21 protein-coding genes and 2 pseudogenes are annotated in these 26,068 nt (G+C 72.1%); 14 read left to right on the top strand and 9 right to left on the bottom strand.

Annotated features, from left to right (window positions below; translation table 11 throughout):
* Nucleotides 1-100 precede the first annotated feature (100 nt).
* Nucleotides 101-619, bottom strand: a complete 519-nt coding sequence (locus tag QC385_RS29640) for a hypothetical protein (RefSeq protein ID WP_279544462.1) — start codon at nucleotides 617-619, stop codon at nucleotides 101-103.
* 104 nt (nucleotides 620-723) lie between these two features.
* Here QC385_RS29640 and QC385_RS29635 point away from each other — a divergent pair, with 104 nt between their 5' ends.
* Nucleotides 724-2,067 carry a BTAD domain-containing putative transcriptional regulator gene (locus QC385_RS29635; RefSeq protein WP_279544461.1) on the top strand — a complete coding sequence of 448 codons (1,344 nt, stop codon included), beginning with the start codon at nucleotides 724-726 and terminating at the stop codon, nucleotides 2,065-2,067.
* A 25-nt stretch (nucleotides 2,068-2,092) separates the two neighbouring features.
* Here the strand turns inward: QC385_RS29635 and pip are convergent, their stop codons facing one another.
* Nucleotides 2,093-3,061 (bottom strand): prolyl aminopeptidase, encoded by a 969-nt coding sequence (gene pip / locus QC385_RS29630; RefSeq protein ID WP_279544460.1) that lies wholly within the window; start codon nucleotides 3,059-3,061, stop codon nucleotides 2,093-2,095.
* A 57-nt stretch (nucleotides 3,062-3,118) separates the two neighbouring features.
* Between pip and QC385_RS29625 the strand changes: the two are divergent.
* The 5 genes and pseudogenes from QC385_RS29625 to QC385_RS29605 all read left to right on the top strand — a co-directional run.
* Nucleotides 3,119-3,397, top strand: a pseudogene (locus tag QC385_RS29625) (MarR family transcriptional regulator); the annotation flags it as partial.
* A gap of 322 nt (nucleotides 3,398-3,719) precedes the next feature.
* Nucleotides 3,720-4,934, top strand: a complete 1,215-nt coding sequence (locus QC385_RS29620) for a helix-turn-helix transcriptional regulator (RefSeq protein ID WP_279544459.1) — start codon at nucleotides 3,720-3,722, stop codon at nucleotides 4,932-4,934.
* 124 nt (nucleotides 4,935-5,058) lie between these two features.
* Complete coding sequence (locus QC385_RS29615; RefSeq protein WP_279544482.1) at nucleotides 5,059-5,481, top strand: ATP-binding protein; 423 nt, start codon at nucleotides 5,059-5,061, stop codon at nucleotides 5,479-5,481.
* Nucleotides 5,478-5,675 carry a hypothetical protein gene (locus QC385_RS29610; RefSeq protein ID WP_279544458.1) on the top strand — a complete coding sequence of 66 codons (198 nt, stop codon included), beginning with the start codon at nucleotides 5,478-5,480 and terminating at the stop codon, nucleotides 5,673-5,675. Before QC385_RS29615 ends, QC385_RS29610 begins: the two co-directional genes overlap by 4 nt.
* A gap of 105 nt (nucleotides 5,676-5,780) precedes the next feature.
* A complete protein-coding gene (locus tag QC385_RS29605) occupies nucleotides 5,781-6,719 on the top strand; it encodes an amidohydrolase family protein (protein WP_279544457.1) in 939 nt (312 codons plus the stop codon).
* A 408-nt stretch (nucleotides 6,720-7,127) separates the two neighbouring features.
* On the opposite strand, the gene QC385_RS29600 is transcribed toward QC385_RS29605, so the two are convergent.
* Entirely contained in the window at nucleotides 7,128-8,120 is a 993-nt protein-coding gene (locus QC385_RS29600) for a LacI family DNA-binding transcriptional regulator (RefSeq protein ID WP_150485456.1), read from the bottom strand.
* A gap of 312 nt (nucleotides 8,121-8,432) precedes the next feature.
* Between QC385_RS29600 and QC385_RS29595 the strand changes: the two genes are divergently transcribed.
* Nucleotides 8,433-10,484, top strand: coding sequence for an RICIN domain-containing protein (locus QC385_RS29595; protein ID WP_279544456.1), 2,052 nt, complete (start codon nucleotides 8,433-8,435; stop codon nucleotides 10,482-10,484).
* A gap of 153 nt (nucleotides 10,485-10,637) precedes the next feature.
* Complete coding sequence (locus tag QC385_RS29590; RefSeq protein ID WP_279544455.1) at nucleotides 10,638-11,507, top strand: LLM class flavin-dependent oxidoreductase; 870 nt, start codon at nucleotides 10,638-10,640, stop codon at nucleotides 11,505-11,507.
* A 73-nt stretch (nucleotides 11,508-11,580) separates the two neighbouring features.
* Here the strand turns inward: QC385_RS29590 and QC385_RS29585 are convergent, their stop codons facing one another.
* The gene (locus tag QC385_RS29585) at nucleotides 11,581-12,201 is read right to left on the bottom strand and encodes a helix-turn-helix domain-containing protein (RefSeq protein ID WP_279544454.1); all 621 of its coding nucleotides are present in this window, start codon (nucleotides 12,199-12,201) and stop codon (nucleotides 11,581-11,583) included.
* Between the two features lie 158 nt (nucleotides 12,202-12,359).
* On the opposite strand from QC385_RS29585, the gene QC385_RS29580 reads away from it, so the two are divergent.
* The 3 genes from QC385_RS29580 to QC385_RS29570 are packed head-to-tail and all read left to right on the top strand — an operon-like array spanning nucleotide 12,360 to nucleotide 16,593.
* Entirely contained in the window at nucleotides 12,360-13,130 is a 771-nt protein-coding gene (locus QC385_RS29580) for an SDR family NAD(P)-dependent oxidoreductase (protein WP_279544453.1), read from the top strand.
* 41 nt (nucleotides 13,131-13,171) lie between these two features.
* Nucleotides 13,172-14,977 carry a flavin-containing monooxygenase gene (locus tag QC385_RS29575; RefSeq protein ID WP_279544452.1) on the top strand — a complete coding sequence of 602 codons (1,806 nt, stop codon included), beginning with the start codon at nucleotides 13,172-13,174 and terminating at the stop codon, nucleotides 14,975-14,977.
* Entirely contained in the window at nucleotides 14,974-16,593 is a 1,620-nt protein-coding gene (locus tag QC385_RS29570) for an SMP-30/gluconolactonase/LRE family protein (RefSeq protein ID WP_443033025.1), read from the top strand. The genes QC385_RS29575 and QC385_RS29570 overlap by 4 nt, the downstream gene beginning before the upstream one ends.
* A gap of 33 nt (nucleotides 16,594-16,626) precedes the next feature.
* Here QC385_RS29570 and QC385_RS29565 read toward each other — a convergent pair whose 3' ends face one another.
* Both QC385_RS29565 and QC385_RS29560 read right to left on the bottom strand, forming a co-directional pair.
* Entirely contained in the window at nucleotides 16,627-18,063 is a 1,437-nt protein-coding gene (locus tag QC385_RS29565) for a DEAD/DEAH box helicase (RefSeq protein ID WP_279544450.1), read from the bottom strand.
* A 155-nt stretch (nucleotides 18,064-18,218) separates the two neighbouring features.
* Nucleotides 18,219-18,422, bottom strand: coding sequence for a cold-shock protein (locus QC385_RS29560; protein WP_010032345.1), 204 nt, complete (start codon nucleotides 18,420-18,422; stop codon nucleotides 18,219-18,221).
* Between the two features lie 349 nt (nucleotides 18,423-18,771).
* Between QC385_RS29560 and QC385_RS29555 the strand changes: the two are divergent.
* From QC385_RS29555 to QC385_RS29545, 3 genes and pseudogenes are all read left to right on the top strand, one after another.
* A pseudogene (locus QC385_RS29555) lies at nucleotides 18,772-20,875 on the top strand (MMPL family transporter).
* Between the two features lie 109 nt (nucleotides 20,876-20,984).
* On the top strand, nucleotides 20,985-22,241 hold the full coding sequence (locus QC385_RS29550) for a sensor histidine kinase (RefSeq protein WP_279544449.1): 1,257 nt from the start codon (nucleotides 20,985-20,987) through the stop codon (nucleotides 22,239-22,241).
* Nucleotides 22,238-22,918: a response regulator transcription factor gene (locus QC385_RS29545; RefSeq protein ID WP_279544448.1), complete on the top strand. Its 681-nt coding sequence runs from the start codon at nucleotides 22,238-22,240 to the stop codon at nucleotides 22,916-22,918. Before QC385_RS29550 ends, QC385_RS29545 begins: the two co-directional genes overlap by 4 nt.
* A gap of 9 nt (nucleotides 22,919-22,927) precedes the next feature.
* On the opposite strand, the gene QC385_RS29540 is transcribed toward QC385_RS29545, so the two are convergent.
* From QC385_RS29540 to QC385_RS29530, 3 genes are all read right to left on the bottom strand, one after another.
* Nucleotides 22,928-24,100: a serine hydrolase domain-containing protein gene (locus QC385_RS29540; protein ID WP_279544447.1), complete on the bottom strand. Its 1,173-nt coding sequence runs from the start codon at nucleotides 24,098-24,100 to the stop codon at nucleotides 22,928-22,930.
* Nucleotides 24,101-24,198: 98 nt separating this feature from the next.
* On the bottom strand, nucleotides 24,199-24,906 hold the full coding sequence (locus QC385_RS29535) for a response regulator transcription factor (protein ID WP_279544446.1): 708 nt from the start codon (nucleotides 24,904-24,906) through the stop codon (nucleotides 24,199-24,201).
* Complete coding sequence (locus tag QC385_RS29530) at nucleotides 24,903-26,066, bottom strand: sensor histidine kinase (protein WP_279544445.1); 1,164 nt, start codon at nucleotides 26,064-26,066, stop codon at nucleotides 24,903-24,905. Before QC385_RS29530 ends, QC385_RS29535 begins: the two co-directional genes overlap by 4 nt.
* Nucleotides 26,067-26,068: the final 2 nt, after the last annotated feature.

The following is a 26,068-nucleotide window of genomic DNA, read 5'->3' as shown; positions in this document are numbered from 1 at the left end:
ATTTTTCTTCCGGCAGGGGCGAATGCCGTCCCCAGGCCCCCTTGGCGACGCAAACGATCAACCTACCTGGCCTCTCCTTGACGGAGGACGTGGTGCCCGTTCAGTCGATGCGTCCGCACAGGTCGTCCGTCGTCCCGTGGAGGAGGCGTACGGACTTGTACCCGGTGGGACTGATCTCCATCGTGTAGACGCCGTCGACGAGGTACAGGCCACGCGGCAGACTGCCCTGGTCCTGGCCGACCCCGACGAGCACCGGCCCGTGCACGGCCCAGAGCTGGGAACCGTCGGGCCGGTGCTCGACGACGGCCGAGCCGCTCGCGTCGGCGTCGTAGGAGGCGCCGGTATCGGTGTTCGTGACGCGTACGACCAGATCGCCCTTGTACGCGACCCGCCGCACCGAGCCGTCGGGGTAAGTGCTCAGCACGCGCCGCACCACCTCGTCGACGACGGGCTCCCCGTGGACGGGGAAGTCGCACCGCACACCGGCGCCGACGTCCCACGGCGCGGAGGGGGCCGGTTCCCAGCCCTTCGCCGGCGTGGCGACCGTCTCCGCAGACGCGGGCTGCGTCCCGGCGAGCGCGGCGGCAAGTGTCAGCGTCGCGAGGGCGGTTCGTCGCATGGTTCTCCCTGGGCAGAGGTGTGAAGGAAGCGGCGTGCGCCAGTGTCTCCCCGGCCTCTGACCAAAGCCTCACCATCCACGTCCCGTTAGGCTGCCGGACAGTCATGGAGTTCCAACTGCTCGGTCCGTTCGCCGCCCGCCACGAGGGACGGCAGGTGCTGGTGGGCAGCCGCCGTCAGGAGCGGTGCCTGCTGGCGGTCCTGCTGCTGCACGCGGGCCGCGCCGTCCCGACGGACCGGCTCATCGACCTGCTGTGGGACGACGAGCCGCCCGCCTCCGCCCGCGCCACCGTCCACACCTACGTCGGCCGCCTGCGTGCCGCGCTCAGGCCGCACGGGGTGTCCGTCGAGACCCTGCACGACGGCTACGCCGTGGAGCAGGGCCCTCATGGGATCGACTCCCATGAGTTCGTCGGGCTCGTCGAGCAGGCGGCGGACTCCGGGGATCCTGCGGAGCGGATCCGCCTGTACGACCAGGCCCTCGGGCTGTGGCGCGGCCCGCTGCTCGCCGACGTCGCCGACGACCGGCTGCGCTCGCGTATCGGCGGCACGCTGGGCGAACTGCGTCTGTCCGCCGTGGAGCGGCGGGCGGAGGCCCAGCTCGCCATGGGCCTGCACGACCGTGTCGTGGCGGACCTGGCACCGCTGCTGGAAGAGCACCCGACCCGTGAACGGCTTGTCGGCGCCCGGATGACCGCCCTGTACCGGGCGGGCCGCCAGGCCGACGCGCTCCAGTTGTACGACCGAACCCGCGACCTGCTGGCGGACGAACTCGGCATCGATCCCGGGCGGGAACTGCGCACGCTCCACGAGCGCATCCTGAGCGCCGACCCCCGGCTGGACCGGCCTCCCGTGCCCGTCTACGCGGTACGGGTCGGCGACCAGTGGCTGCCGTGGAGTACGAGCGGACACCCCGCGCTGGAGTTCTGCAACACCTACGCCGGGTGGGGCGGTGAGCGGCTGCCCGGCTCGGAATGGCTGCGCGGCTACGCCACCCTCGCCGTATGGGCCGGTCACCTCGACCTGATCGAGGACCGGCAGGTCACCCGGCTGCGGGAACAGGCCCTGCGGCAGCCGGCCGAGGCGGCCGCCGTCCTCGCCGAGGCCCGGCGGCTGCGTACGGACCTGTACGCCTGCCTGACCGATCCGCAGGACGGCCGGGCGTTCAAGGCGGTGGCCGCGGCGGTGGAGGACGCCGCGCGGCTGTCGGTCTTCACGCGAGGTGAGGACGGTCTCGGACGCTGGCAGCCGTCGCCCTCCGCCGGTCTGCGCCTGCCCGTCTGCGCGGTGGCCCGCAGCGCGGGCGAACTGCTCGCCGACCCGCGGCGGTTCACCGTCCGCAGCTGCCCCGGCCGGGACTGCGGCTGGCTGTTCCCCGACGAGAGCGGCCGGCGGCGGTGGTGCAGTCTGGCGACGTGCGGTGCCAAGCGGTCTGCCGGGAGCCGGTGACAGGCCACTTGGGCGGGGGCGTTCTTCAGGCCGAGCGGACCGGCCGGAACCGGTCCGTGGCCGCCAGCACCGCCCCCCTCGTGGCACCGCCCGACAGCCCGTGCCCCTCCTCGCCGATCAGCACGAGTTCCGCGTCCGGCCACACCTGGGCCAGTCGCCATGCGACGTCCGGAGGGCCGCTGATGTCCAAGCGACCGTGGATCATCACGCCGGGGATGCCGGCGAGCTGCCCCGCGTCGCGCACCAGCGCCCCGTCCTCCAGGAAGCCGGCGTGCCGCCAGTAGTGCGTGACGAGGCGGGCGAAGCGCAGCCGGAAGTCCGGGTCCTCGTAACGGGGATCGGGCCTGTGCCCGGAGTGCGTGGACACGTGCACGTCCTCCCACCGGCACCATTCCCGCGCGGCCCGCTCCCGTACGGCCGGATCGGGGTCGGCGAGCATCCGGGCGTACGCATCCACCAGGCTGCCGTCACGCTCCCCCTCGGGGACGGCGTCCCGGAAGCGGGCCCATTCCTCGGGGAAGATCCGGCCCATGTCCCGGGTGACCCACTCCACCTCGCGGCGGGTGGTGTTGGTGACGCTGAAGAGGACCAGCTCGGACACGCGTCCCGGGTGCTGCTCGGCGTAGGCCAGCGCGAGGGTCACGCCCCAGGAGCCGCCCATGACGAGCCATTCCCCGATGCCCAGGTGCCGGCGCAGCAGCTCGATGTCGGCGATGAGGTGCGGGGTGGTGTTGGCGTCGAGCGAGGTTCGCGGATCAGCGGCGTCGGGTGTGCTGCGTCCGCACCCGCGCTGGTCGAAGAGCACGATGCGGTACGCCGCCGGATCGAACAGCCGGCGCCAGAACGGCCCCGTACCTGCCCCGGGCCCGCCGTGGAGTACGAGGGCGGGCTTGCCCTCCGGATTCCCGCAACTCTCCCAGTACACGCGGTTGCCGTCGCCGACGTCGAGCATGCCGTGCGCGTACGGCTCGATGGGGGGATAGAGCTCGGCCATCTGAGACGCACTCTCCTCAACCCTCGGCAGAAATAACAGCGCTATTAGATTAACAGCGTGAACAGCGCGAGGAATCACCCGGATCCGGTAGCCGTAGGCACCCTCCTCCGCCATGTCCTGGAGCTGCTCGACGGCGACGTGGCCAAGGTCTACGAGGAGCAGGGCCTGGCCGAGTACCGGCCCCGCTTCTCCCCGGCCGTCAGGGCACTCCTGGCCGAAGGCCCGCTGTCGGTGCGCGACTTGGCCGCGGCAGTGGGCGTCACGCACTCGGCAGCGAGCCAGACGGCGGCGCAGATGGCCCGCGCGGGCCTGGTCACCCATTCCCCCGACCCGCTGGACGCCCGCCGCCGCCTGGTCGGTCTCACGCCGAAGGCCCGTGCGCTGCTGCCGCAGATCGAGGCGGAGTGGGAGGCGACGGTGGCGGCGATGGCGGAGCTGGACGCTGAGCTTTCGATGCCGTTGGGGGAGCTGTTGAGGGAGGTGGCGGAGGCGGTGGCGCGCCGGCCGTTCCGGGAGCGGGTCGCCGCGGCGTACCGCCCTCCTGGGGCGGCCCGAAGCCGTGACCAGGGGGTGGGCGGAGCCCGTATAGAGGTCGTAGGGTGCCTGCCCCGCTCGCGATGGCGCTGCCGGCCTCCTCGTCGCGGCGTACGGTGGCAGCGTGGCAAACGAAGACCTGGGGCGGACTCTGCGTCGCTTGCGCCGTCTGGCCTCCTTGACGCAAGAAGAACTGGCCGAACGCTCTGGTGTGTCCGTCGATGTGATCCGCCAGCTCGAACAGGGGCGGAAACACTCGGCACGCCTGCCCACGCTGCACGCGCTGGCCAACGGCCTGGGCGTGGAGCTGACCACGCTGCTGGGCGATCCTCCCGCCGTCTCCTCCACAGGTGAGAACGACGGGCCACGCTTCGTGGCCGTGCGCCGCGCCATCATGCCCGTGCTCTGGGGGCCCGCTCCGGAGCCGCCAGGACCAAACTTCTCCTTGGAGCGCCTGCGCGAGCAGATCGCGGACGGCTGGACGCAGTACCACGCCGCCGAGTTCGACACGGTGATGAAGGCCCTGCCGGACCTCATCTCGGATGCCCGTACCGCCACCGCCTCGGGCGACGACGACGACCGCAAGGCCGGGTACGGGGCCCTGGGCAAGGCACTTCAGCTCGCCGGACACGTCGCCGTGCGGATGGGCAAGACGGACCTCGCCCTGACGAGCTTGGAGCGAGCCATAGACGCCGCCGGGCAGTCCTCCGATCCGTTGCTCGTGCCGATGATTGTCAACTCCACGGCGTGGACCTACCAGCGGCAAGGGCGGCTGGAAGACGCGCTGAGCATCGCGCTCCGGGCCGCCGCCGACATCACGGACAACGGTCGCACCGACACAGCCGACGGGCTGAAGGTGTGGGGCGCGCTGACCATGAGCGCCGCCACGTCCGCCGCGCGCAGCGGTGACTACGAGCGCGCGGCGGCGATGATGGAGGCAGCGGAGAAGGAAGCAGCCCGGGTCTCGAAGCTGCCCGACGGTGGGGACAACCGCATGGTCAGCGTCTTCAGCCCGTCGTCCGTCCGCATCGAACGCGTCCGTCTCGCCGTTCAGTACGGGCACCCGCAGGACGCCCTGTCACTGGCCAAGGGGATGCGGTTGAGCAAGGACACCCCGCCGTCCTGGCGGACGTGGCTGCTGCTCGATGTGGCCCGGGCCCACACCGACATCGGGGACGCGGCCGGGGCGGTGAAGACCCTGGAGTCCCTCCGCCGGGTGGCGCCGACGTGGATGCAGCACCACACGTTGGCCGTGGCCATCGTGCGCGATCTTTGGGCACTTCCCAACCACCCGCCGGGATTACGTTCGTTGGCGGAGTTTCTGGGGGTCGGCGAATAGCGCGGTGAAAGTGGGACGTTGCGCCCCTGTCAGCGCCCCCGGCATGTCGCTTGCATAACGGACAGCGCCTCGGCGACCGCGCGAACGGTCCCGGGGCTTGGCCGATCCGAGAGAGCAGACCGACATGCCGCAACCTACGACGCGGGCGCGTCCCACCGGTTGTCCCGGGTACAGCGAGACCCTGCCGCGTGAGCCCGAGAGCGCGGGCGCGGCCCGGCGCCTGGTGTGTGTCGCGCTGGCCGCATGGGGCTTGGACGACCTGGCCGACGACGGGGCCCTGATCGTCTCCGAGCTGGTGTCCAACACGGTCCGGCACGCGCGATGTCGTTCCATCCGAGTCACGGTCACCAGACCCGAGCCGGCGCGGGTACGCATCGGGGTCGTGGACAAGTCCAAGCGGTTACCGGAGTTACGGGAACCGTGCACGGGTGACGAGGGCGGGCGCGGCCTCATGCTCGTCGAGGCGCTGGCGAAGGACTGGGGCACCGATCACCTGCCGTGGGGCAAGCGGGTATGGGTGGAACTGCACGGGGAGGAACGCCGATGACCGGCGAGCGGAGGCCCTGGGTGGGCGACTTGATCCATGACGAGGCCACCGACCGGTGCGGCGTCGTCACGGATGTGCGCGGCGGCGCGGTCTGGGTGCTGCGGCCGAAGTCCGGGCCGGGGCAGTGGACCTCGCGGCAGCCTGAGCGGCTGATCGTGGTGACGCCCCGCGAGGAGAGACGGCAGTGGTCGTGACGCCCTGTCCCTGTACGTGGAAGGCCCGGGTGGTGACGGATCCCTCACCGCCCCCTCGCACAAAGCAGTGGACCCACCACCTTACCCGGACCGATCGTGGACGGCATGGACGATCACCGCGTGGCGCCATCCGACCCTGCCGGTTCGCCCGACCACGTGACGGTGGGCGGTGCGGAAGCCGAGGAGATCCGCCGTTTCTGGGGGCGCCTCGGGCTTCCCGGGCTGGTCGACGTGCACACGCACTTCATGCCCGAGCGGGTGCTGCACAAGGTGTGGGAGTACTTCGACGGGCTCGGGCCGATGACCGGCGGGCTGGAGTGGCCGATCACCTACCGGAAGGAGGAGGCGGAACGGGCGGACATCCTCCGGGAGTTCGGCGTGCGGGCCTTCACCGCGATGGTGTACCCGCACAAGCCGGGCATGGCCCGCTGGCTGAACGGCTGGGCGGTCGACTTCGCCCGTCGCACCCCCGACTGTCTCCACACCGCGACCCTTTACCCCGAGCCGGGCGTCGAGGTGTACGTCCGGGAGGCCGTCGAGGCGGAGGCGCGGATCTTCAAGGCGCATGTGCAGGTGGGGGCGTACGACCCCGCCGATGAACTCCTCCAGCCGGCGTGGGGGCTGCTGGCCGAGGCCGGGATCCCCGTGGTGATCCACTGCGGGTCCGGGCCCGCGCCCGGCAAGCACACCGGCCCCGGGCCGATCGCACGGGTACTGGCCCGGCACCCCAGGCTGCGGCTGGTCGTCGCGCACCTGGGGATGCCCGAGTACGAGGAGTTCTTCGGCCTCGCCGAGCGGTACGGGGAGGTGCGGCTGGACACGACGATGGCGTTCACCGACTTCAGCGAGAGCTTCATGCCGTTCCCCCGCCGGGCCCTGCCCCGGCTGGCCGGACTCGGCGACCGCGTCCTGCTCGGTTCCGACTTCCCCAACATCCCCTATCCGTACGTGGACCAGCTCCACGCCCTGGAACGGCTCGACCTCGGAGACGACTGGCTGCGGGCGGTGTGCCACGACAACGCGGCAGGGCTGTTCGGGCTTTGAGGGCTTGCGCTTGTGCCGCCGTGATCAGTCGGCAGAGATCCCCAGGGGCGGGCATGCCCGGCGACGGGCCGCACGGCATGACGCTGCCGCACGGCTTCGCCGCACCATTGAGCTAACAGCTGACTCAGGGGGCCAGGCAGCCCGTGGCGGGGACCTCGGCGGGCACTCCCAGGCCGGCAGGGTCGACAAGCCCGGTGACTTCCTGCACGGCGCAGTCCACGGTGGCTACGGGGTCGGGAACAGCGCTGGCGGGAGACGCGAGAACTCCGAGGAGTGCGGCTCCGAGAGAGACAGCGGAAACTACGCGCTTGATGTTGTTCATGGCCTGCCAAACGATCTTGGCCCATTCGGGTCACGCCGGCAGTCGGGATGTCTTCCCACCCACCGCAGGGCCTGCCCCGCCCAGCCTCACGCCCGCGCCCCCGGCGCCCCCGTACTCTCCCGCCGCACCAACCGCGTAGGCACCAGTGTCGTCCCGTGCTCCTCCCCGTCCTGCCGCATCTTGCTCAGCACTCCCTCCACACACAGGCGTCCCACCTCGGCGAAGTCCTGGTGGATGGTGGTGAGGGGCGGGAGGAAGGACGCGGACTCGGGAATGTCGTCGAAGCCGACGACGCTGATGTCGCCGGGGACGCGCAGGCCGCGTTCGTGCAGGGCCCTCAGCAGGCCCAGGGCCATCTGGTCGTTGGCCGCGAACACCGCCGTGCAGTCCGGCTCGTCGGCCAGCCGCAGCCCGGCCCGGTAGCCGGACTCGGCCGACCAGTCGCCCCGGACCAGGGGCGGCGTGACGCGGCCGGCCGCGGTGAGCGTGTCGCGCCAGGCGTTGGCGCGGCGCTGGGCGGCGAAGGAGCCTTCCGGGCCCGCCAGGTGCCACACGGTCTCGTGACCGAGGTCCAGCAGATGCCGTACGGCGTCCCGGGCGCCGCCCGCCTGGTCGGTGTCGACCACGGTGTAGCGGTCGCCGGCGTCCGAGTCGGCCACGACGACCTGCACACCGGGCGGCAGCGACACCGTCGCCGCGTCCAGCAGATGGATCTCCATGATGACGATCACGGCGTCCACGGCGAGTTCGCCCAGGCGGGAGAAGGCGCCGTTCACCTCGTCCTGGGTGGGGACGGCGACGGGCAGCAGCGTGACGGCGTAGCCGTGCTGGGCCGCGGAGGTGGCGATGGCCTCCAGCGTGCGGATGTTGCCCATGGTGGAGAGGGAGAAGGTGATCACGCCGAGGGTGCGGAACTCGCCGCGCTTGAGCGCCCGCGCCGCGCTGTTGGGGCGGTAGCCCAGCTCCCGCATGGCGGCGAGGACCTGTCGGCGGGTGTCCTCGGTGACGCCCGGGAAGCCGTTGGAGACGCGGGAGACCGTCTGAGAGGAGACACCGGCGAGCCGGGCGACGTCCGCCATGGAAGCGCCCTGGCGGGGGCGGGCCGGACGCCTTCTCGTACGGCTCGTGCCCATGGCTTCTCTCTCACCGTCCACCGTGCCCATCTGCCCCTCGCTTCCCTCGCCGCGCAACCGGCGCAAATTTCGGTCCGGAACGACTCCTTGACCCCTGAGATTCGGACAGTGTAGACATCCCGCCAGTGGATGTTTACGTAAACATTGCCTAGTCGAAACCGTACGAGAAAGCCGCGAAACAGTACAACTCGCCCCACGCGGGCCCCGATCTCTGCTCCCGCCGGGACACGCGGACGCAGAAGAGCTGGAGTACTCGAGATGGCACACCGCACCCGTAAGAGAAGGCTCCTCGGGGCCATCGGCGTCACCGCCGTGGCGACCGGAACCATCCTGGCCACCGCCACCCTGCCCGCCGCGCACGCCGAGCCCACCGCTCAGGCGGCCGGGGTCACCGTCCGCCCCGACCCCTCCTACAAGCAGGAGAAGTTCGAGGGCTGGGGCACGAGCCTGGTGTGGTTCGCCAACGCCACCGGCGACTACCCGCCCGCCGTCCGCGAGAAGCTCTACAAGCTCCTCTTCGGCGACGAGGGCCTCGCGCTGAACATCGCCCGCTACAACATCGGCGGCGGCAACGCCCCGGACGTCAAGGACTACCTGCGGGCCGGCGGCGCGGTCGAGGGCTGGTGGAAGGCCCCGGCGGGCACCACCCGCGAGGACGTCGACTGGTGGGACGCCGAGGACCCGGCCGACTGGAACAGACACGCCGACAAGACGCAGCGCTGGTGGGTCGACCGCATCAAGAAGGACATCACCCACTGGGAGACCTTCAGCAACTCGCCGCCCTGGTTCATGACCGAGAGCGGCTACGTCTCCGGCAACTTCGACGCGGGCAAGGACCAGCTGAAGCCCGAGTCCGTGGAGGACTTCGCCAAGTACCTGGTGGGCGCGACCGAGCAGCTGGAGAAGGCGCACGGCATCAAGGTCGACACGCTCGACCCCTTCAACGAGCCGAACACCAACTACTGGGGCACCAAGCTCGGCCCGGACGGCGAGCCGACCGGAGGCCGCCAGGAGGGCGCCCACATGGGCCCCGAGCTTCAGCAGAAGGTGCTCCGCGCGCTCGCCCCGGTCCTGGAGAAGTCCAGGAGCGGCGCGGAGATATCCGCGATGGACGAGACCAACCCCGGCACCTTCGCCACCAACTGGAACTCCTACCCCCAGGAGGTCCGTGACCTGGTCGCCCAGATGAACGTCCACACCTACGGCACCGGCCAGCGCACCACCGTCCGCGACCTGGCCAAGGCCGCCGACAAGCCGCTGTGGATGAGCGAGGTCGAGGGCGACTGGGGCGACGGCCAGAGCTTCACGGACATGCGGCCCGGCCTGGGCCTGGCTCAGCGCATCGTCGACGACCTGCGTGAACTGGAGCCCCGTGCCTGGGTGTTCTGGCAGCCCGTCGAGGACTACGACAACATGAAGCCGGGCGGCGAGTCCGCCAAGGGCGGCAACTGGGGCGAGATCCAGCTGCCGTTCAGCTGCACCTCCAAGGACACGCTCAAGACCTGCCCGGTCTACACCAACACCAAGTTCGACACGGCTCGCAACTTCACGCACTTCATCAAGCCCGGCGACCGGCTGATCAAGACGGACGACACCTCCAGCACCTCGGCGGTCTCCCGCAAGGGCGACGCGGCGACGGTCGTCCACGTCAACAGCACCACCGAGTCCCGCGAGGTCACCCTCGACCTGTCGAAGTTCGGCCGGGTCTCCTCCCGCGCCACCGTCACCCCCGTGGTGACCAGCGCCGACGGCAAGCTGGAGAAGCAGAAGGCGGTCCGGGTCTCCGGCAAGGAGGCCACGGTCACCGTGCCCGGCCAGTCGGTGACGTCCTTCCTCGTCAAGGGTGTCTCGGGCGTCGCCAAGGACGCGGCCGAGCTGAAGAAGGGCCACACCTACCGGCTGACCGGCGTCCAGAGCGGCAAGGACCTCACCCTCGCCGACAACGGCACGGGTCTGGTCATCAAGAGCGCCAACGCCGCCGACCCGGGCGGTCAGCAGTGGCGGGTGGAGCAGATCCGCGGCACGGACAACCGCAAGCGGTACGTCCTCACCGAGACCGCGTCGGACAAGCGCCTGGCCGTCCGCGACGGCGCCCTGGTCGCCGAGCCCGACGAGGGCCGCCGCGACAAGGCCACCGAGTGGATCATGTCCACGACCGGCGACGGCACCTGGACCCTGGTCAACGCCGCCACCGGCCAGCTCCCGGACGTCGGGGGCCAGTCCACGAACGAAGGCGCCTCGGTCGGCCTCTGGCAGCCGAACTCCGGCTCCAACCAGCGCTGGAAGGTGACGGACGTGACGGCTGACTAGCCCTTCGTCCCGAACACGCCCTCCATAAGACGCCCTCGGCCCGCCGCACCGCATGGTGACGGCCGGGTCGGGGGCGCGGCTGTGCAGCGAAGGGTGCGGAGTCTGGCCGGATGATCCGTTGTCCGTGCCTGTGCCGTGCAGCACGATGCGCGGATGCGCTTCTCGGTCAACATCCCGAACTTCGGTGACTTCGCCGATCCCAGGACCGTGGCGAAGGCGGCCGTGGCGGCGGAAGAGGCGGGGTGGGACGGGCTGTTCGTCTGGGACCACGTGGTGCACCGCAAGCACGAGGGCAGGCCGTTCGGGGACCCCTGGATGCTGCTCACCGCCGCCGCGCTGGCGACGTCCCGGATCAGGCTCGGCACGCTGGTCACCCCGGTCGCCCGGCGGCGTCCGCAGCAGCTCGCCCGTCAGGTGGCGACGCTGGACGCCGTGAGCGGGGGCCGGGTCACGTTCGGCGCGGGGCTGGGCGGGCCCATCGAGGACGAGTACGCCAGTTTTGGCGACACCACGGACGCCAAGGTGCTGGCCGAGCGGCTGGACGAAGGCCTGGAGCTGCTCCGGCGTTACTGGTCGGGCGAGCCGGTGCGGCACGACGGGCGGCACTACCGGGTCCGGGACGTGACGCTGCTGCCCGCCACGGTGCAACGTCCCCGGCCGCCGGTCTGGATCGCCGGCTTCTGGCCGAACCGCCCGCCCATGCGCCGGGCCGCGCGCTGGGACGGTGTCGTTCCCCTGTTCACCGATGCCAGGCACGGTCACGTGCCGCCCCTCGACCAGGTCCGCGACCTCGTCGCCTACCTCCGCGAGCAGCGCGAGGGCGGCCCGTCCGACGCCCCCTTCGAGATCGTCCTCGGCGGTGCCACCCCGGGTGGCGACGCGGCCCGGACCCGTGCCGTGATCGGGCCGTTGGCCGAGGCGGGAGCCACCTGGTGGGACGAGCGGCAGCTCCAGACGAGCGACTCGATCGACCGGCTCGGACCGGTGCTGCGCCGGATCGAGCAGGGCCCGCCGGTCTTGTAGCCGGTGACCTCAGCCGCTCTCCCCGTGTCCGTCCGGAGACGACTTGGCGGTGCGGGGTGCCTGCGCCGAGTCCTCAGCCCCGCTCGGCGACGTCGGTCATCCGCAGCGCCCGCGTGATGGTCTGCGCGAGGGACGGCCCCGTCACCCCGTCGGACCGCAGGGCCCAGTCCTCCACCGCGACGCGCATGGCGGTGTTCAGCACGCCCGCTTCCACCCGGACCGCGAAATCGCCGGCCGGCCGGCCCGTACGGTCGGCGATCATCGCGGCGAACGCGGCTTCCGCGTCGTAGTGCGCCTCCAGCCACACCGCCCGCAGCCCGGGCTCGTCACGGCACAGCCGCAGCAGGTCGCGCAGGGCCCGCAGGCGCGGTGCGGTGTCGTCGTCGTAGCGGATGCTCAGGATCGCCTCGGCGAGTGAGTCGTGAGTGTCCCCGCTGTCGCGCAGATGGTCCGTCAGCAGTTCGAGGCCCGTGGTGAGCAGGGGGCGTACGCACTCCTCCTTGGAGCGGAAGTACCGCCACAGCGTGCGCGTCGACACCCCTGCCGCGGAGGCGATGTCCTCCGCAGTGACCGCCGCCACGCCCTTGGCGGCGAAGAGCCGGACCGCCTCCTCGGCGATCTCCATACGCGTCTCGGCGCGTCGCCGCTCCGTCAGCGGTGGCCGGCCCGTGGCCCCACCCGATCGTCCGGCCATGCGCCCTCCTCGACTTGCCGCGCGCCCACTCTATTTTACGTCGCTCTATGTCTTCATGGCGTGAAACGACCTATTGGCACTCCGCGTCTTTATGTCGCACTGAGACAAAAAACAGTACTGTGCCTGACGCCGGGTCACACGACGAGCAGAGGAGCGCCATGGGTGCCACGGGTCTGTCGGGCAAGAGCGTCATCGTCACCGGAGCCGCCTCCGGCATCGGCCGCGCCACCGCCCTGCGGTTCGCCGGGGAGGGAGCGCGGGTCGTGGTGGCCGACCTGAACGCCGAGGGGGCCAAGAGCGTCGTCGGTGCCATCGAATCCGCCGGAGGAACGGCCCTTGCCGTCACGGGCGACCTGAGCGACGGCGCCGTCGTCGACGCGGTCGTGGCCGCCGCCGTCGACACCTTCGGCGGCATCGACGTGCTGGTCAACAACGCCGGAGTCATGGACAGCATGTCCGCCGCGGCGGACGTCACCGACGCCGAGTGGGAGCGGGTCCTGCGGATCAACCTCACCGCGCCGTTCCTGCTGACCAGGGCCGCCCTGCCCCACATGATCGCGGCGGGCGGCGGCGCCATCGTCAACATCGCGTCCGAGGCGGCACTGCGCGGCAGCGCGGCCGGCACCGCGTACACCGCCTCCAAGCACGGCGTCCTCGGCCTCACCCGCTCCCTCGCGGTGATGTACCGGGACCAGGGCATCCGCGCCAACGCCATAGCCCCGGGCGGCACGGCCACCGACATCACCGCCGATGTCCACATCGACCGGGAGGCCCACGGACCGGCCGTCGTCGGCAGGCACTTCGTCAACATGGGCCGCATCTGCGAACCGGAGGAGCAGGCCGCCGCCATCGTCTATCTCGCCTCCGACGCGGCGAGCGGTGTCAACGGCGTCGTCCTGCCGGTGGACAACGCCTGGGCCGCGGTCTGACCCCACCCGACCTCCCCGTACGCGAGAGGAAGAGGACACGCATGTCCACCCCCCACACCCCCGTGCCGGCCCTGGACTTCGACCCGGACGCCCTGCGCGAGCGGTACCGGACCGAGCGCGACCGGCGGATCCGCCCCGACGGCAACCGCCAGTACCGGCGTACCACCGGCGAGTTCGGCCACTTCGACGAGGACCCGTACGCCGAGCCCGGGTCCACCCGGGAGCCGCTGCGCGACCACATGGACGTGGTGGTCGTCGGCGGCGGCTTCGGCGGCCTGCTGACCGGTGCCCGGCTGCGCCAGGCCGGCGTGGAGAACGTGCGGATCATCGAGAAGGGCGCCGACTTCGGCGGCACCTGGTACTGGAACCGGTACCCCGGGATCCACTGCGACATCGAGTCGTACGTCTACCTGCCGCTGCTGGAGGAGCTCGGCTACGTCCCGAAGTGGAAGTACGCGCCGGGCGAGGAGATCCGGCAGCACGCGCAGGCGATCGCACGGCACTTCGGCCTCTACCGCGACGCCTGCTTCCGCACGCAGGTGAGCGAACTGCGCTGGGACGAGGGCGAGTCCGCGTGGGTCGTCACCACCGACCGCGGCGACCGCATGACCGCACGCCACGTCGTCGTGGCCACCGGGCTGCTCAGCCAGCCCAAACTGCCCGGCATCGAAGGCATCGAGACCTTCAAGGGCCACATGTTCCACACCAGCCGCTGGGACTACGCCTACACCGGCGGCGACGCGAACGGCGGACTGCACAAGCTCGCCGACAAGCGCGTCGCCCTCATCGGCACCGGCGCCACCGCCATCCAGGTCGTCCCGCACCTGGGCCGGGAGGCCCGGCACCTGTACGTGTTCCAGCGCACCCCGTCCTCCGTGGACGTGCGCGGCCAGCGCCCCACCGACCCCGAGTGGGCCGGCTCGCTGGAGCCCGGCTGGGCGCGGCGGCGCCGGGACAACTTCCTCGCGGTCGTCACGGGCGGCCCGGCCGACGAGGACCTGGTGGCCGACGGCTGGACCAGCACCGCCCGCCTCCAGCAGAAGCTCATCCCCACCGACGGCTTCACCGGTCTCACGCCCGAGGAGCGCGAACACCTGGAGGAGATCGCCGACTTCCAGAAGATGAACGAGCTGCGGGCCCGGGTCGACGCGATCGTCGAGGACCCGGCGACGGCCGAGAAGCTCAAGCCCTGGTACCGCTACATGTGCAAGCGGCCCACCTTCAGCGACTCGTATCTGGAGACCTTCAACCGGCCGAACGTCACGCTCGTGGACACGGCCGACCACGGGGGCGTGGAGCGCGTCACCGAGCACGCCGTCGTCGTCGGCGGGGTCGAGTACGGGGTCGACTGCGTCATCTTCGGCACCGGTTTCGAGGTCGGCGTCTCGGGCCTGCTGTCCGGGCGGCTCCCCGCGTACGGCAGGGACGGCGTCGCCCTGCTGGAGTCCTGGCGGCAGACCGGTCCGAGGACCCTGCACGGCTTCTACAGCCGCGGTTTCCCCAACCTGTTCATGCTCGGCTCGGTGCAGTCCGCCAGCTCCGTGAACTACGTGCACGTCCTGGACGAGCAGGCCACGCATGTCGCCGAGGTGATCGGCGAGGCGCGCAGGCGCGGGGTCCGGTGCGTGGAGCCGACGGCCGGGGCGGAGGCCGCCTGGGGGGCCGTGATCCGCGAGAAGTCGGTGGACCTGTACACGTTCCAGTCCGAGTGCACCCCCGGCTACTACAACGCCGAGGGCATGCCGAGACCCCGCAGCGAGTCGTACGGCGACGGCCCGATCGCGTTCTACGAGCTGATCCGGCGCTGGCGGGCGGAGGGCGGCATGGACGAGGTGCTGGGCCCGTGACGGGGCGTTCGGGCAGGTACGAGGCGAGTGGCGTGCGCAGCACCCGCTGGCAGGCCCGCCGCCTCAACTCGCCGAACCCGCTGTGGGGTTCCAACGGCGTCGCGTTCGGCCCCGACGGGCGGCTGTACGTCGCGCAGTTCCTGGCCGGGCAGATCAGCGCCGTCGACCCGGCCACCGGGGACGTCGAGGGCGTGGTCCCTCCGGACGGCCCGGTCCAGTCGCCCGACGACCTGGCCTTCGGGGCGGACGGGTCGATGTACATAGCCGACCTCGTCCCCGGCCGGGTGTGGCGCCGCAGTCCCGACGGCGCGTACGGCCTCGTCTCCGACGAGGTGAAGGTGCCCAACGGCATCACGTGCGTCGGCGACCGGCTCTTCGTCAACGAGATGAGGATGAACGGCCGGCTGCTGGAGCTGTTCCCCGAGGGCGGCGACCCGGTCGTCCTGACCGACGGGCTGGCCTTGGGCAACGCCATGCAACTGGGGCCGGACGGCTGTCTCTACTACCCGCACATGGTCAGCCGGCAGGTCTGGCGCATACCGCCCGACGGCGGTGTGCCCGAGGTCGTCGCCGAGGACGTGCACGACCCGGTCGCGGTCCGCTTCGACCAGGGCGGCGTCCTGCACGTCCTGTCGCGCGGCCCCGAGGGCATCGTCACCCGCGTCGACCTGCACGGCACGGGCTCCCGTTCGCTGGTCACCAGCGGTGTCACGGGCCTGGACAACGCCGCGTTCGACGCGGAGAACCGCATGTTCGTCTCCAGCTTCGCGAGCGGCGGCATCACGGAAATGCACCCCGACGGCCGCACCCGCCCCGTCGTGCCGCGCGGCCTGGACGGCCCCTACGGCGTGACGATCGACCTCGGCGGCACGGTGTACGCGGCCGACCACTACCGGGTGGCCCGCCCCGAGGAGCCCGACGCGGGCGCGTCGGGCGACGTCACCACGGAGATCCTCCAGCCCTTCGTCCACGGCATCACCGCCGACGGCGAAGTCCTGCACACCACCTCGCAGTTCGGCACGGTCCAGACCTACGACCCCACCATCGGCGCCAACCGCACCAGGGCGACGGGCCTGAATCAGCCCCTCGGCATCACGGCACGGCCCGACGGCACCCTCGTCGTCGCCGAGACCGGCGCCGGCCGCGTCATCGCCATCGACGGGACGGACACGGTCACGGTCCTGGCCGAAGGCCTCGACCACCCCGTGGACGTCACGCTCGACGCCGACGGGCGGTGCTACGTCAGCGACGACCGGCGCGGGGCGGTACTGCGTATCGACGACGGCGAGGCGGTGCCGGTCGCGGACGGCCTCGGCGCCCCCCAGGGCCTGGCCGTCCACGGCGACGAACTCTTCACCGTGGACACCGCGAACCGCCGGCTCTGGTCGGTCTCCCTGACCACGGGCGGCACCCGCGTCGAGGCCGAGGACCTGGCGGTCGGCATCCCCCGTGGCAGCGCGCCGCCGCGTCAGGCCCCCGCCCTCTTCGCCCACGGACTGCCCGGCGTGGCTCCCCGGTTCGCGGGTCTCACCACCGCCCCGGACGGCTCCCTGCTCCTGTCGTCGAACGGGGAGGGGACGGTGGTGCGGCTGTCTCCGGCGCGGACCGGCACGTGACGCGGCCGCGCGGCCTCCGCTCCTGAGAGCGGGTCAGCGGCGGCGGCCCCGGGCGGGCCTGCCGCGCCGTGCGCGCGGGGCGGAACCCGTGCGCGCGGGGCCGCTCTCGGAGGGCGGCGGCGTGAGGACGACGGGCACGCCCGACGGCGCCTGGGCGCCGGTGATGCGGCTCAGTTCGGCCTCGCCCGAGCGGACCCGGGTGACGCGCGGGGAGATGCCGGCGTCGGCCATCAGGCGGGCGGTCTCGCGGCGCTGGTGGGGCAGGACCAGCGTGACGACGGTGCCCGACTCGCCGGCCCGGGCGGTACGGCCGCCCCGGTGCAGGTAGTCCTTGTGGTCGGCGGGCGGGTCCACGTTGACGACCAGGTCGAGGTTGTCGACGTGGATGCCGCGGGCGGCGACGTTGGTCGCCACCAGGACCGTGACCTCGCCGTCCTTGAACCGGGCCAGGGTCCGGGTGCGCTGGGACTGGGACTTGCCGCCGTGCAGGGCCGAGGCGCGCACTCCGACGGCCAGGAGCTTCTTGGCCAGTCGGTCGGCGGCGTGCTTGGTGTCCAGGAACATGATCACGCGGCCGTCGCGGGCGGCGATCTCCGTCGTGGTGGCGTGCTTGTCGGCGTCCTCCACGTGCAGCAGGTGATGCTCCATGGTGGTGACCGCGCCGGCCGACGGATCGACGGAGTGGACCACGGGGTCGTGGAGGTAGGTGCGGACCAGGCGGTCGACGTTGCGGTCCAGCGTGGCCGAGAACAGCAGCCGCTGGCCCCCGGGCTGCACCTGGTCCAGCAGGGCGGTCACCTGCGGCATGAAGCCCATGTCCGTCATCTGGTCGGCCTCGTCCAGGACGGTGACGGTGACCCGGTCCAGCCGGCAGTCGCCGCGGTCTATGAGGTCCTTGAGCCGGCCGGGCGTCGCGACGACGACCTCGGCGCCGCCGCGCAGCGCGCTGGCCTGGCGGCCGATCGACATGCCGCCGACCACCGTGGTGAGCCGCAGGCGCAGCGCCTGCGCGTAGGGGGTGAGCGCGTCGGTGACCTGCTGGGCCAGTTCCCGGGTGGGGACGAGGACGAGGGCCACCGGCTGCCGGGGCTCGGCCCGCTGCCCGTCGATGCGGGCCAGTACGGCGAGGCCGAAGGCGAGGGTCTTGCCCGAGCCCGTGCGCCCGCGGCCCAGCACGTCGCGGCCGGCCAGGGAGTTGGGCAGTGTCGCCGCCTGGATCGGGAACGGCACGGTCATGCCCTCGGTGCGCAGCGCGGCCAGCAGCCGCTCGGGCAGGCCCAGAGCGGCGAAGTCCTCGACGGCGGGCAGCGCCGGGGTGATGGTGGCCGGCGGGGCGAACTCCCCGCCGGGTGCGGGGCGGCGTCCGTGGCCGCCGCCGCGGCCGGCGCCGGTGCCACGGGCCGATGTGCCTCGGCCCCCGGCCTTACGGGAGTGGGGCGAGCCGTTGTTCTTGCGAGCGGTGCGATCCAAGGGGATCCTTCCTCGATGCGGCACGTATCGGGGAATTCCCGGCGGCTGGGAACGGGCCGCACCAGGATTCGCAGACTGAGCCGGGTGTTGGATGCAAACAAAGCTGAGGCCCGCACCTCACGGTGCGGGCCCCGGTCACGTCGGACGCGTCAGCGTCAGGCGGGCACGATGTTCTCGGCCTGCGGGCCCTTCTGGCCCTGCGTGACGTCGAAGGTAACCTTCTGGCCTTCCTGAAGCTCGCGGAAGCCGGAGGTGGCGATGTTCGAGTAGTGGGCGAACACGTCGGGACCGCCGCCCTCCTGCTCGATGAAGCCGAAGCCCTTTTCCGCGTTGAACCACTTCACAGTGCCAGATGCCATGCTGAATCTCCCTTAGGGGGACAAACCCGAGACCCGCACTTTACGGACTCGGAGTTGCTGAAATGATCACCCTCGGAGAGATCCGAAAATCCTCGAAAACTAAAAAGAGTGCTCGTCGACAAAAGGTCGATAGAGCACTCGAAGTCTCTGGGAACCAAAACTGCAACAACAACGACGGTAGCACAGGACTCGCCGGATGGCTCGGGAATCTCGTACCCGAGGTGGACGGCGGCCTCGCTCGTACTGCGTTTCGAGTACCCCGGATTGTCGGCAGCCGCACGACGACGGGACGGCCCGCCCGCGGAGAGCCTTGGCAGACGATCGACACCAGATGTGGAGACCTGCTGCCGTGGCAACTTTCCTGTATCGAGTGGGCCGACTGGCCTTCCGGCGACGCTGGTACGTCGCCCTGGTCTGGGCGGCCGTCCTGGCCGCCGTCGGGCTCGGCGCCCTCAAGGCGCCGGGGGCCGCCGACGAGGAGTTCTCGATGCCCGGCATCGAGTCCCAGAAGGCGTTCGACCTGATGGAAGAGCGCTTCCCCGGGGCCACGGCCGACGGGGCGACCGCCCGGGTCGTGTTCATCGCGCCCGGCGGCGAGAAGGTCACCGCCGCCGGGAACAAACAGGCCATCGAGAAGGCCGTGACCGGCCTCGGCGACGGCACGCAGGTGGCGAGCGCCGTCGACCCGTTCCGGGCGAAGACGATCAGCCAGGACGGCTCGACCGCCTTCGCGACCGTCACCTACAAGGTCGGGGCGAGCGACCTCACCGACGCCAGCCGGACCCACCTGGAGCGCGCCATCGACCAGGCCTGGGACTCCGGGCTGACCGTCGAGGCGGGCGGCACCGCGCTGGAGTCCAACGCCGGGCCGGGCGGCACGGCCGAGGTGATCGGCGTCGCGATCGCCGCCGTTGTCCTCCTCGTCACCTTCGGCTCCCTGGCCGCCGCCGGGCTCCCCCTGCGTCGGCATCGACTACGCCCTGTTCGTGGTGTCCCGCTACCGGGAGGAGCGCGCCAAGGGCCGAGCGCCGCAGGAGGCGGCCGGACTCGCCGCCGGCACGGCCGGGTCCGCTGTCGTGTTCGCCGGGCTCACCGTCGTCATCGCGCTGGCCGGGCTCGCCGTGGTCGGCATCCCGATGCTCACCAAGATGGGCCTGGCCGCCGCAGGCGCGGTCGTCGTCGCCGTACTGATCGCGCTGACGCTCGTCCCGGCCCTGCTCGGCTTCTGGCCGAACGCCGTGCTCACCCGGCGGGCCCGCAAGAGCGGCCGGATCGAGGAGAGCGGCGGCGACAACGGCGGCACCCGCTGGGCCCGGTTCGTGCTGCGCCGCCCGATACCCGTCCTGCTCCTCGGCGTCGTCGGCCTCGGTGCCCTCGCCCTGCCCGCGGCCGGCCTCCAGCTGGGCATGCCCGGGGACGAGGCCAAGCCGACCTCCACGACCGAGCGCCGGGCCTACGACGCGCTCGCCGAGGGCTTCGGGCCGGGCTTCAACGGGCCGCTGACCGTCGTCGTGGACGGCAAGGGCGCCGCCGACCCCAAGAGTGCCGCGGACGAGATCGCCCAGGAGATCGGCGCCACCAAGGGCGTGGTGTCCGTCTCCCCGGCCCGCTTCAACGGCGCCGGTGACACCGCCGTCTTCTCCGTCGTGCCGTCCACCGCGCCGACCGACGAGAAGACCAAGAACCTGGTGACGACGATCCGCGACGAGCGGCCCGGCATCGAGTCCGGCACGGGCGCGAGCTACGAGGTCACCGGCACCACCGCGATGAACATCGACATCGCGCAGAAGGTTCAGGCCGCGCTGGTCCCCTATCTGACGGTGGTCGTCGGCCTGGCGATCGTGCTGCTGCTGGTGGTCTTCCGATCCCTGCTCGTCCCGCTCAAGGCGGCCCTCGGGTTCCTGCTGTCGGTGCTGGCCTCCCTCGGCGTGGTCGTCGTGGTGTTCCAGCAGGGCCACGGCGCCGGACTCCTCGGCGTGGAGCAGACCGGCCCGATCATGAGCCTGATGCCGATCTTCCTGGTGGGCATCGTCTTCGGGCTCGCTATGGACTACGAGGTGTTCCTGGTGTCCCGGATGCGGGAGGCGTACGTCCACGGCGAGTCGCCCGCGCGGGCGGTCACGTCCGGCTTCCGGCACAGCGCCCGGGTGGTCGTGGCGGCGGCCCTGATCATGATCGCGGTGTTCGCCGGGTTCATCGGCGAGAGCGACTCCATGATCAAGATGATCGGGTTCGGGCTCGCCTCCGCCGTCCTGTTCGACGCGTTCGTCGTCCGGATGGCCATCGTGCCCGCCGTCCTCGCCCTGCTCGGCCACAGGGCGTGGTGGCTGCCGAAGTGGCTGGACCGGGTGCTGCCCCGCGTCGACGTGGAGGGCGAGGCGCTCACCCGCAGGCCGGAGGCGCGGGAACCGGCGGCGGACACCGCACCGGAGCCGGAACCGGCGCGGACCTGACACCCCCCCCCGCACCAGGGCCGCCCGTGGCGAAGGACACGGGCGGCCTCCGGGGCGTTCCCGCCCCATGTCGACCACTATGGTCCCAGCCCACCCCCCGGAGAGCCCGATGAGTATCAGCCTGGAGCGGCGCTACGCGGATCGCCTGGAGGAGTTCTCGGCGCGCCACCCGTTCCTCGTCGATCTGGCGATGGTCCTGGCACTGATGGGCTGCTCGGCCCTCGGCGGCTCCCTCACCCTGCCCGGCGCCGAACCGCCGGACCAGGACAAGACCGCCACCGTCCTCACCGGCGTCGCCTGTCTCGTCCTGCTCAAGCACCGCACCCACCCGCGCACCGCCGTCGTCGTCGCCGGGGGCTGCACGGTCGCAGCGGTCGCGCTCGGCTATCTGGTCACGCCGCTGCTGCTGGCCCCGGTCATGGCGGCGCTGTACTGGCTCGCCACCCTCACCGACCGCAGGACCACCCGCATCTACGGCATCATCACCACGCTGGCGGTGATCGTCGCGGCCGTGTTCACCGACTCCATGGACCACCTCTCGCTGCTGCTGAGGACGATCGGCCCGCTCTTCTGGCTGATGCTGCCCCTCGCCGCCGGCAACATGACGCGGCTGCGGCGCGCCTACCTCCATGCCGTGCAGGCCCGGGCCGAACACGCCGAGCGCACCAGGGAGGAGGAGGCCCGGCTGCGCGTCACCGAGGAACGGATGCGCATCGCCCGGGAGCTCCACGACGTCGTCGCCCACCACATGGCCCTGGCCAACGCCCAGGCCGGCACGGCCGCGCACCTCGCCCTCACCCACCCCGAGCAGAGCCAGAGGATCCTCACCGACCTGACCGGCACCACGTCCTCCGCGCTCCGGGAGCTGAAGGCCGCCCTGGGCCTGCTGCGCCAGAACGACCACCAGGACGACACCGGCCCCGGCTCCACGGAGCTGGAACCGGCCCCCGGCCTCGCCCGCCTGCCCGAGCTGGTCGCGGCGTGCGAGTCGGCCGGCCTGGAGGTCACCGTCACCACGGAGGGGGAACCGCAGCCGCTGTCACCCGGCGTCGACCTGACCGCGTTCCGGATCGTGCAGGAGGCGCTCACCAACGTCACCAAGCACGCCACCGCCGAGGCCGCCCGCGTACGCCTCGCATACACCGGCTCGCGCCTGCTGATCACGGTCACCGACGACGGCACCGGCAAGCCGGCGGCCGAAGCCCCTCAGGGCAGCCGCGGCTTCGGCGTCATCGGCATGCGCGAACGCGCCCACTCCATCGGCGGCCACCTGTGCGCGGGCCCCCGCCCCCAGGGCGGCTTCGAGGTCGCCACCGCGCTCCCGCTGCAACCGTCCCCTCTCCCCGCCGAAGGAACCACGCCATGACCATCAGGGTGCTGCTCGCCGACGACCAGGCCCTGCTGCGGGCCACCTTCCGGATCCTCATCGACTCGTGCGCGGACCTGGAGGTGGTCGCCGAGGCCTCCGACGGCGCGGAGGCGGTGGAGCTGACCCGCGCCCACCACCCCGACATCGTCCTCATGGACATCCGCATGCCCGGCACCGACGGCCTCACCGCCACCGCCGCGCTCTGCGCCGACCCGGACCTGTCCGCCACCCGCGTCCTCATCCTGACCACGTTCGAGACCGAGGACTACGTCGCCCAGGCGCTGCGGGCCGGTGCCAGCGGCTTCCTCGGCAAGGACGTCACCGCCGACACCCTGCTGGCCGGCCTGCGCACGGTGGCCTCCGGCGAGGCCCTCCTCTCACCCGCCGCCACCCGCTCCCTCATCGCCCGCTTCCTCCTGGCACCCGCCCCCGACACCCACCTGGCTCCACCGGAGCGCCTCGCCGACCTCACGGTCCGCGAACGCGAGGTGATGGCCCTGGCCGCGGAGGGCAGGTCCAACACCGAGATCGCCGAGGACCTGGTGCTCAGCCCGCTGACCGTACGCACCCACATCCACCGCGCCATGACCAAGCTGAACGCCCGCGACCGTGCGCAACTGGTCGTCATCGCCTACCAGACGGGCCTCGTACGGGCGGTTCCACCGGCGGTGTGAAAGCGGCTGCTACGGCCGCCCGTACACCGCCACCATGATGTTCTCCGCCACCTTGTTCATGTCCTGGCCCTTGGCGTCCGTGGAGTTGACGCTGTAGACGAGGGTGCGCGCGCCGTCGCGGGTGGAGGCGATGGCCGTGTTGTAGCCCCAGCGTCCGCCCGTCTTGCCCCACACCTCGCGGCCGCCCAGCTCCTTCATCGAGAGGCCGATGGAGTACGCGGCGGGCTTGCCGGTCCTGAAGTCGGTCACCTCCGGCAGCGTGAACATCTCCTCCAGGAGCGGTCCGCGCACGACGCGGCCCTGGAACAGGGCGTCGGTGAACCGTTCGAGGTCCGCCGTGGTCGAGACGAGGTCCCCGGCCGCCCAGCCGTCCGTGGATCCCCACACGGACACGTCGCGCAGGCCGGTCGTGCCGTCGTCCAGCCGCATGGTCTGGTAGCCGTGGTTGTGCCGGCCGACGATGCGCGGGTTCTTTCCGGGGAGGTACGTGTCGCCCAGCCCGAGCGGGCGCAGGATCCGCCGGGTGACCTGACGCTCGTACGAGTCACCGGTGACGCGCTCGATCAGCAGACCGGCGATCGTGTAGCCGATGTTGAGGTAGTGCTGACGCTCGCCCGGCGCGAACTCGCGCTTCTTCGACGTCGCCGAGCGGACCATGTCCCGGGGGTCGTGGACCCGGAAGCGGTCGGCGTACCACTCCTCGACCGTGGTGCCGGGGAAGTCGGGGGCCGGGATGCCGTGCGTGTGGTCGAGGAGCTGCCGGACCGTGACGCCCTCGTACGACGCGGGGATCAGGTCCGGCAGGTAGGAGCGGGCGCTGCGGTCCAGGTCCAGTCGGCCCTCGGCGCCCAGTTGCAGGGCGACCGCCGCGGTGAAGACCTTGGTCACGGAACCGGCGCGGAAGCGGGCACCGGGATCGGCCGGCCGGCCGGTGCGCAGGTCGTGCACGCCCGAACTGCCCCGCCAGACACCCTCGTCGCCTCCGACGCGCACGAGGGCGGCGGTCGCGTTGGCGCTGGGCAGGCCGGCGATGGCGGCGGCGAGGGCGGGGTTCGGGTGCTGGGGGGCTGTTCGGGCGGGGGCCCGGTCGGCAGGTGTGGCTGCGGCGGCGGGGAGGGCGGAGGGTCCCGCCACGACGCCCAGGAGGAGCGCGGCGGCCAGCAGGGAAGCGGTACGGGTCATGGTCAACTCCGGTGGGACGAGCCGTTGTTGTGCGGTACGGCTCCATCCTCCGGACCTGGGGCGTCGCGCGGATCGCCCCCGCAGGGGGTCTCGGCCGGTCAGTTCCTCGCTGACGCGGGGGAGGGACCGGGCCCGTCCGCTCCCCCGGGCGGGGGACCCCCGGCCGCGACGAGCCCGGTCTCGTACGCGCAGATCACGGCCTGGATCCGGTCCCGCAGTCCGAGCTTGGCCAGCACGTTGCCGACGTGCGTCTTGACCGTGTGGTCGCTGACCACCAGCTCCGCCGCGATCTCGGCGTTCGACAGGCCCCGGGCGAGCAGCAGCAGCGTCTCGCGTTCCCGCGCGGTCAGCACGTCCAGCCGGGCGGCGGGCCGCGGGTGCCTCGTGGATCGCGTGTACTGCTCGACGAGGCGCCGGGCCACGGTCGGCGCGAGCAGCGAGTCGCCCCGGGCGACGACCCGTACCGCGTGTACGAGGTCGTCCCGGCGGACGTCCTTGAGCAGGAAGCCGCTCGCGCCCGCGTGCAGCGCGTCGTACACGTACTCGTCGGAGTCGAAGGTCGTGAGCATCACCGTCCGGCAGTCGCTCGCGGCAGTGATGGCACGGCAGGCCTCGATCCCGTCCATGCGCGGCATGCGCACATCGAGCAGCGCCACATCGGGGGCGTGCCGCCGCACCGCCTCGACGGCCTCGGCCCCGTCGCCCGCCTCCGCCACGACCTCGATGTCCGGCTGGACGTCCAGGATCATCGCGAAGCCGCTGCGCACCAGCTCCTGGTCGTCGGCGACCACCACCCGGATCGTCACCGCCCGGCCTCCACCGCTTCCGGTACGGGAAGCCGCACCCGCACCTCGAACCCCCGCCCGTCCGCCGCCCGCCCGGTCACCGCGCTCCCCCCGAGCGCTGCCGCCCGCTCCCGGATGCCGACGAGCCCGTGCCCGCCCCGGCGACCGGCGCCCCCGGCCTGCGGCCCACGTCCGTCATCGGTCACTCGCACGCACAATTCGCTGTCCCCATAGGTCAGTTGTACGGTCACGGTACGGGCGCCGGCGTGCCTGACGGTGTTGGTGAGAGCCTCCTGGACCACCCGGAAGACGGTCGCGGCGACCGTCCCCGGCAAGGGCCGGGCGCGCCCCACCGTCCTGTACGCGACATCCAGCCCGCTGCCGTCCCGTACCCGGTCGAGCAGCCCGGGCAGCTCGGCGAGCCCGGGCTGCGGCTCGCGCAGGGGGACACCGTCGCTCTCCCGCAGCACGCCCAGCATCCGGCGCAACTGCACCATGGCGTCGCGCCCGGTCGCGGAGATGGCGTCGAAGGCGGCCTCGGCCCGCTCGGGCGCGGCACGCACGGCCACCGGCCCGGCCTCCGCCTGCACGATCATCAGGCTCACGGCGTGGGAGAGGATGTCGTGCATCTCCCGTGCGATCCGGGCGCGTTCGCGGGCGGCGGCCTGCTCGGCCTCGACGCGGTGGGCCCGCCGGCGGGCGTCGGTGAGCCGCCCGAAGACATAGGCAGCCGCGAACACGAAGACGGAGAAGGTCAGTTCACGAGCCGACCGGGTGTTGAGCCACACCCCCGTCGGCACGGCGACCAGCATCACGGCCCCGGCGACGAGCCGCCTCCGCGCGGGCGACAGCGCGGCGATCGTGTACACGACCACAAGCCCGGTGTACGGCAACGGCTGCCCGGGCCCGTCCACGGTCAGCCGGTACAGCGCGTTCGCGGCCAGCACCGCGAACAGCACGGTGAGGGGCGCGCGCCGCCGCCAGACCAGGGGCAGCACGGAGAGCGTGCTGAGCCCGTACGCGGCCCAGGTCGCCGGCGGCGCCCCGGCCGCCCGCGGCACCACGAACGGCATGGTCATCGCGGCCTGGACCAGGAGCGCGACGCCGATGTCGACGAGCAGCGGGTTGGCCTCCGCCGACGCCCGGCCGCGCTCCCACCACCCCCGCACCTCCCCGCGCATCA

The organism is Streptomyces sp. DH10 (genome assembly GCF_029813805.1).
Lineage (GTDB): Bacteria > Actinomycetota > Actinomycetes > Streptomycetales > Streptomycetaceae > Streptomyces > Streptomyces coeruleofuscus.
Note: the sequence above shows the minus strand (reverse complement) of the source record. Positions and strands in the feature narration are given on the sequence as shown.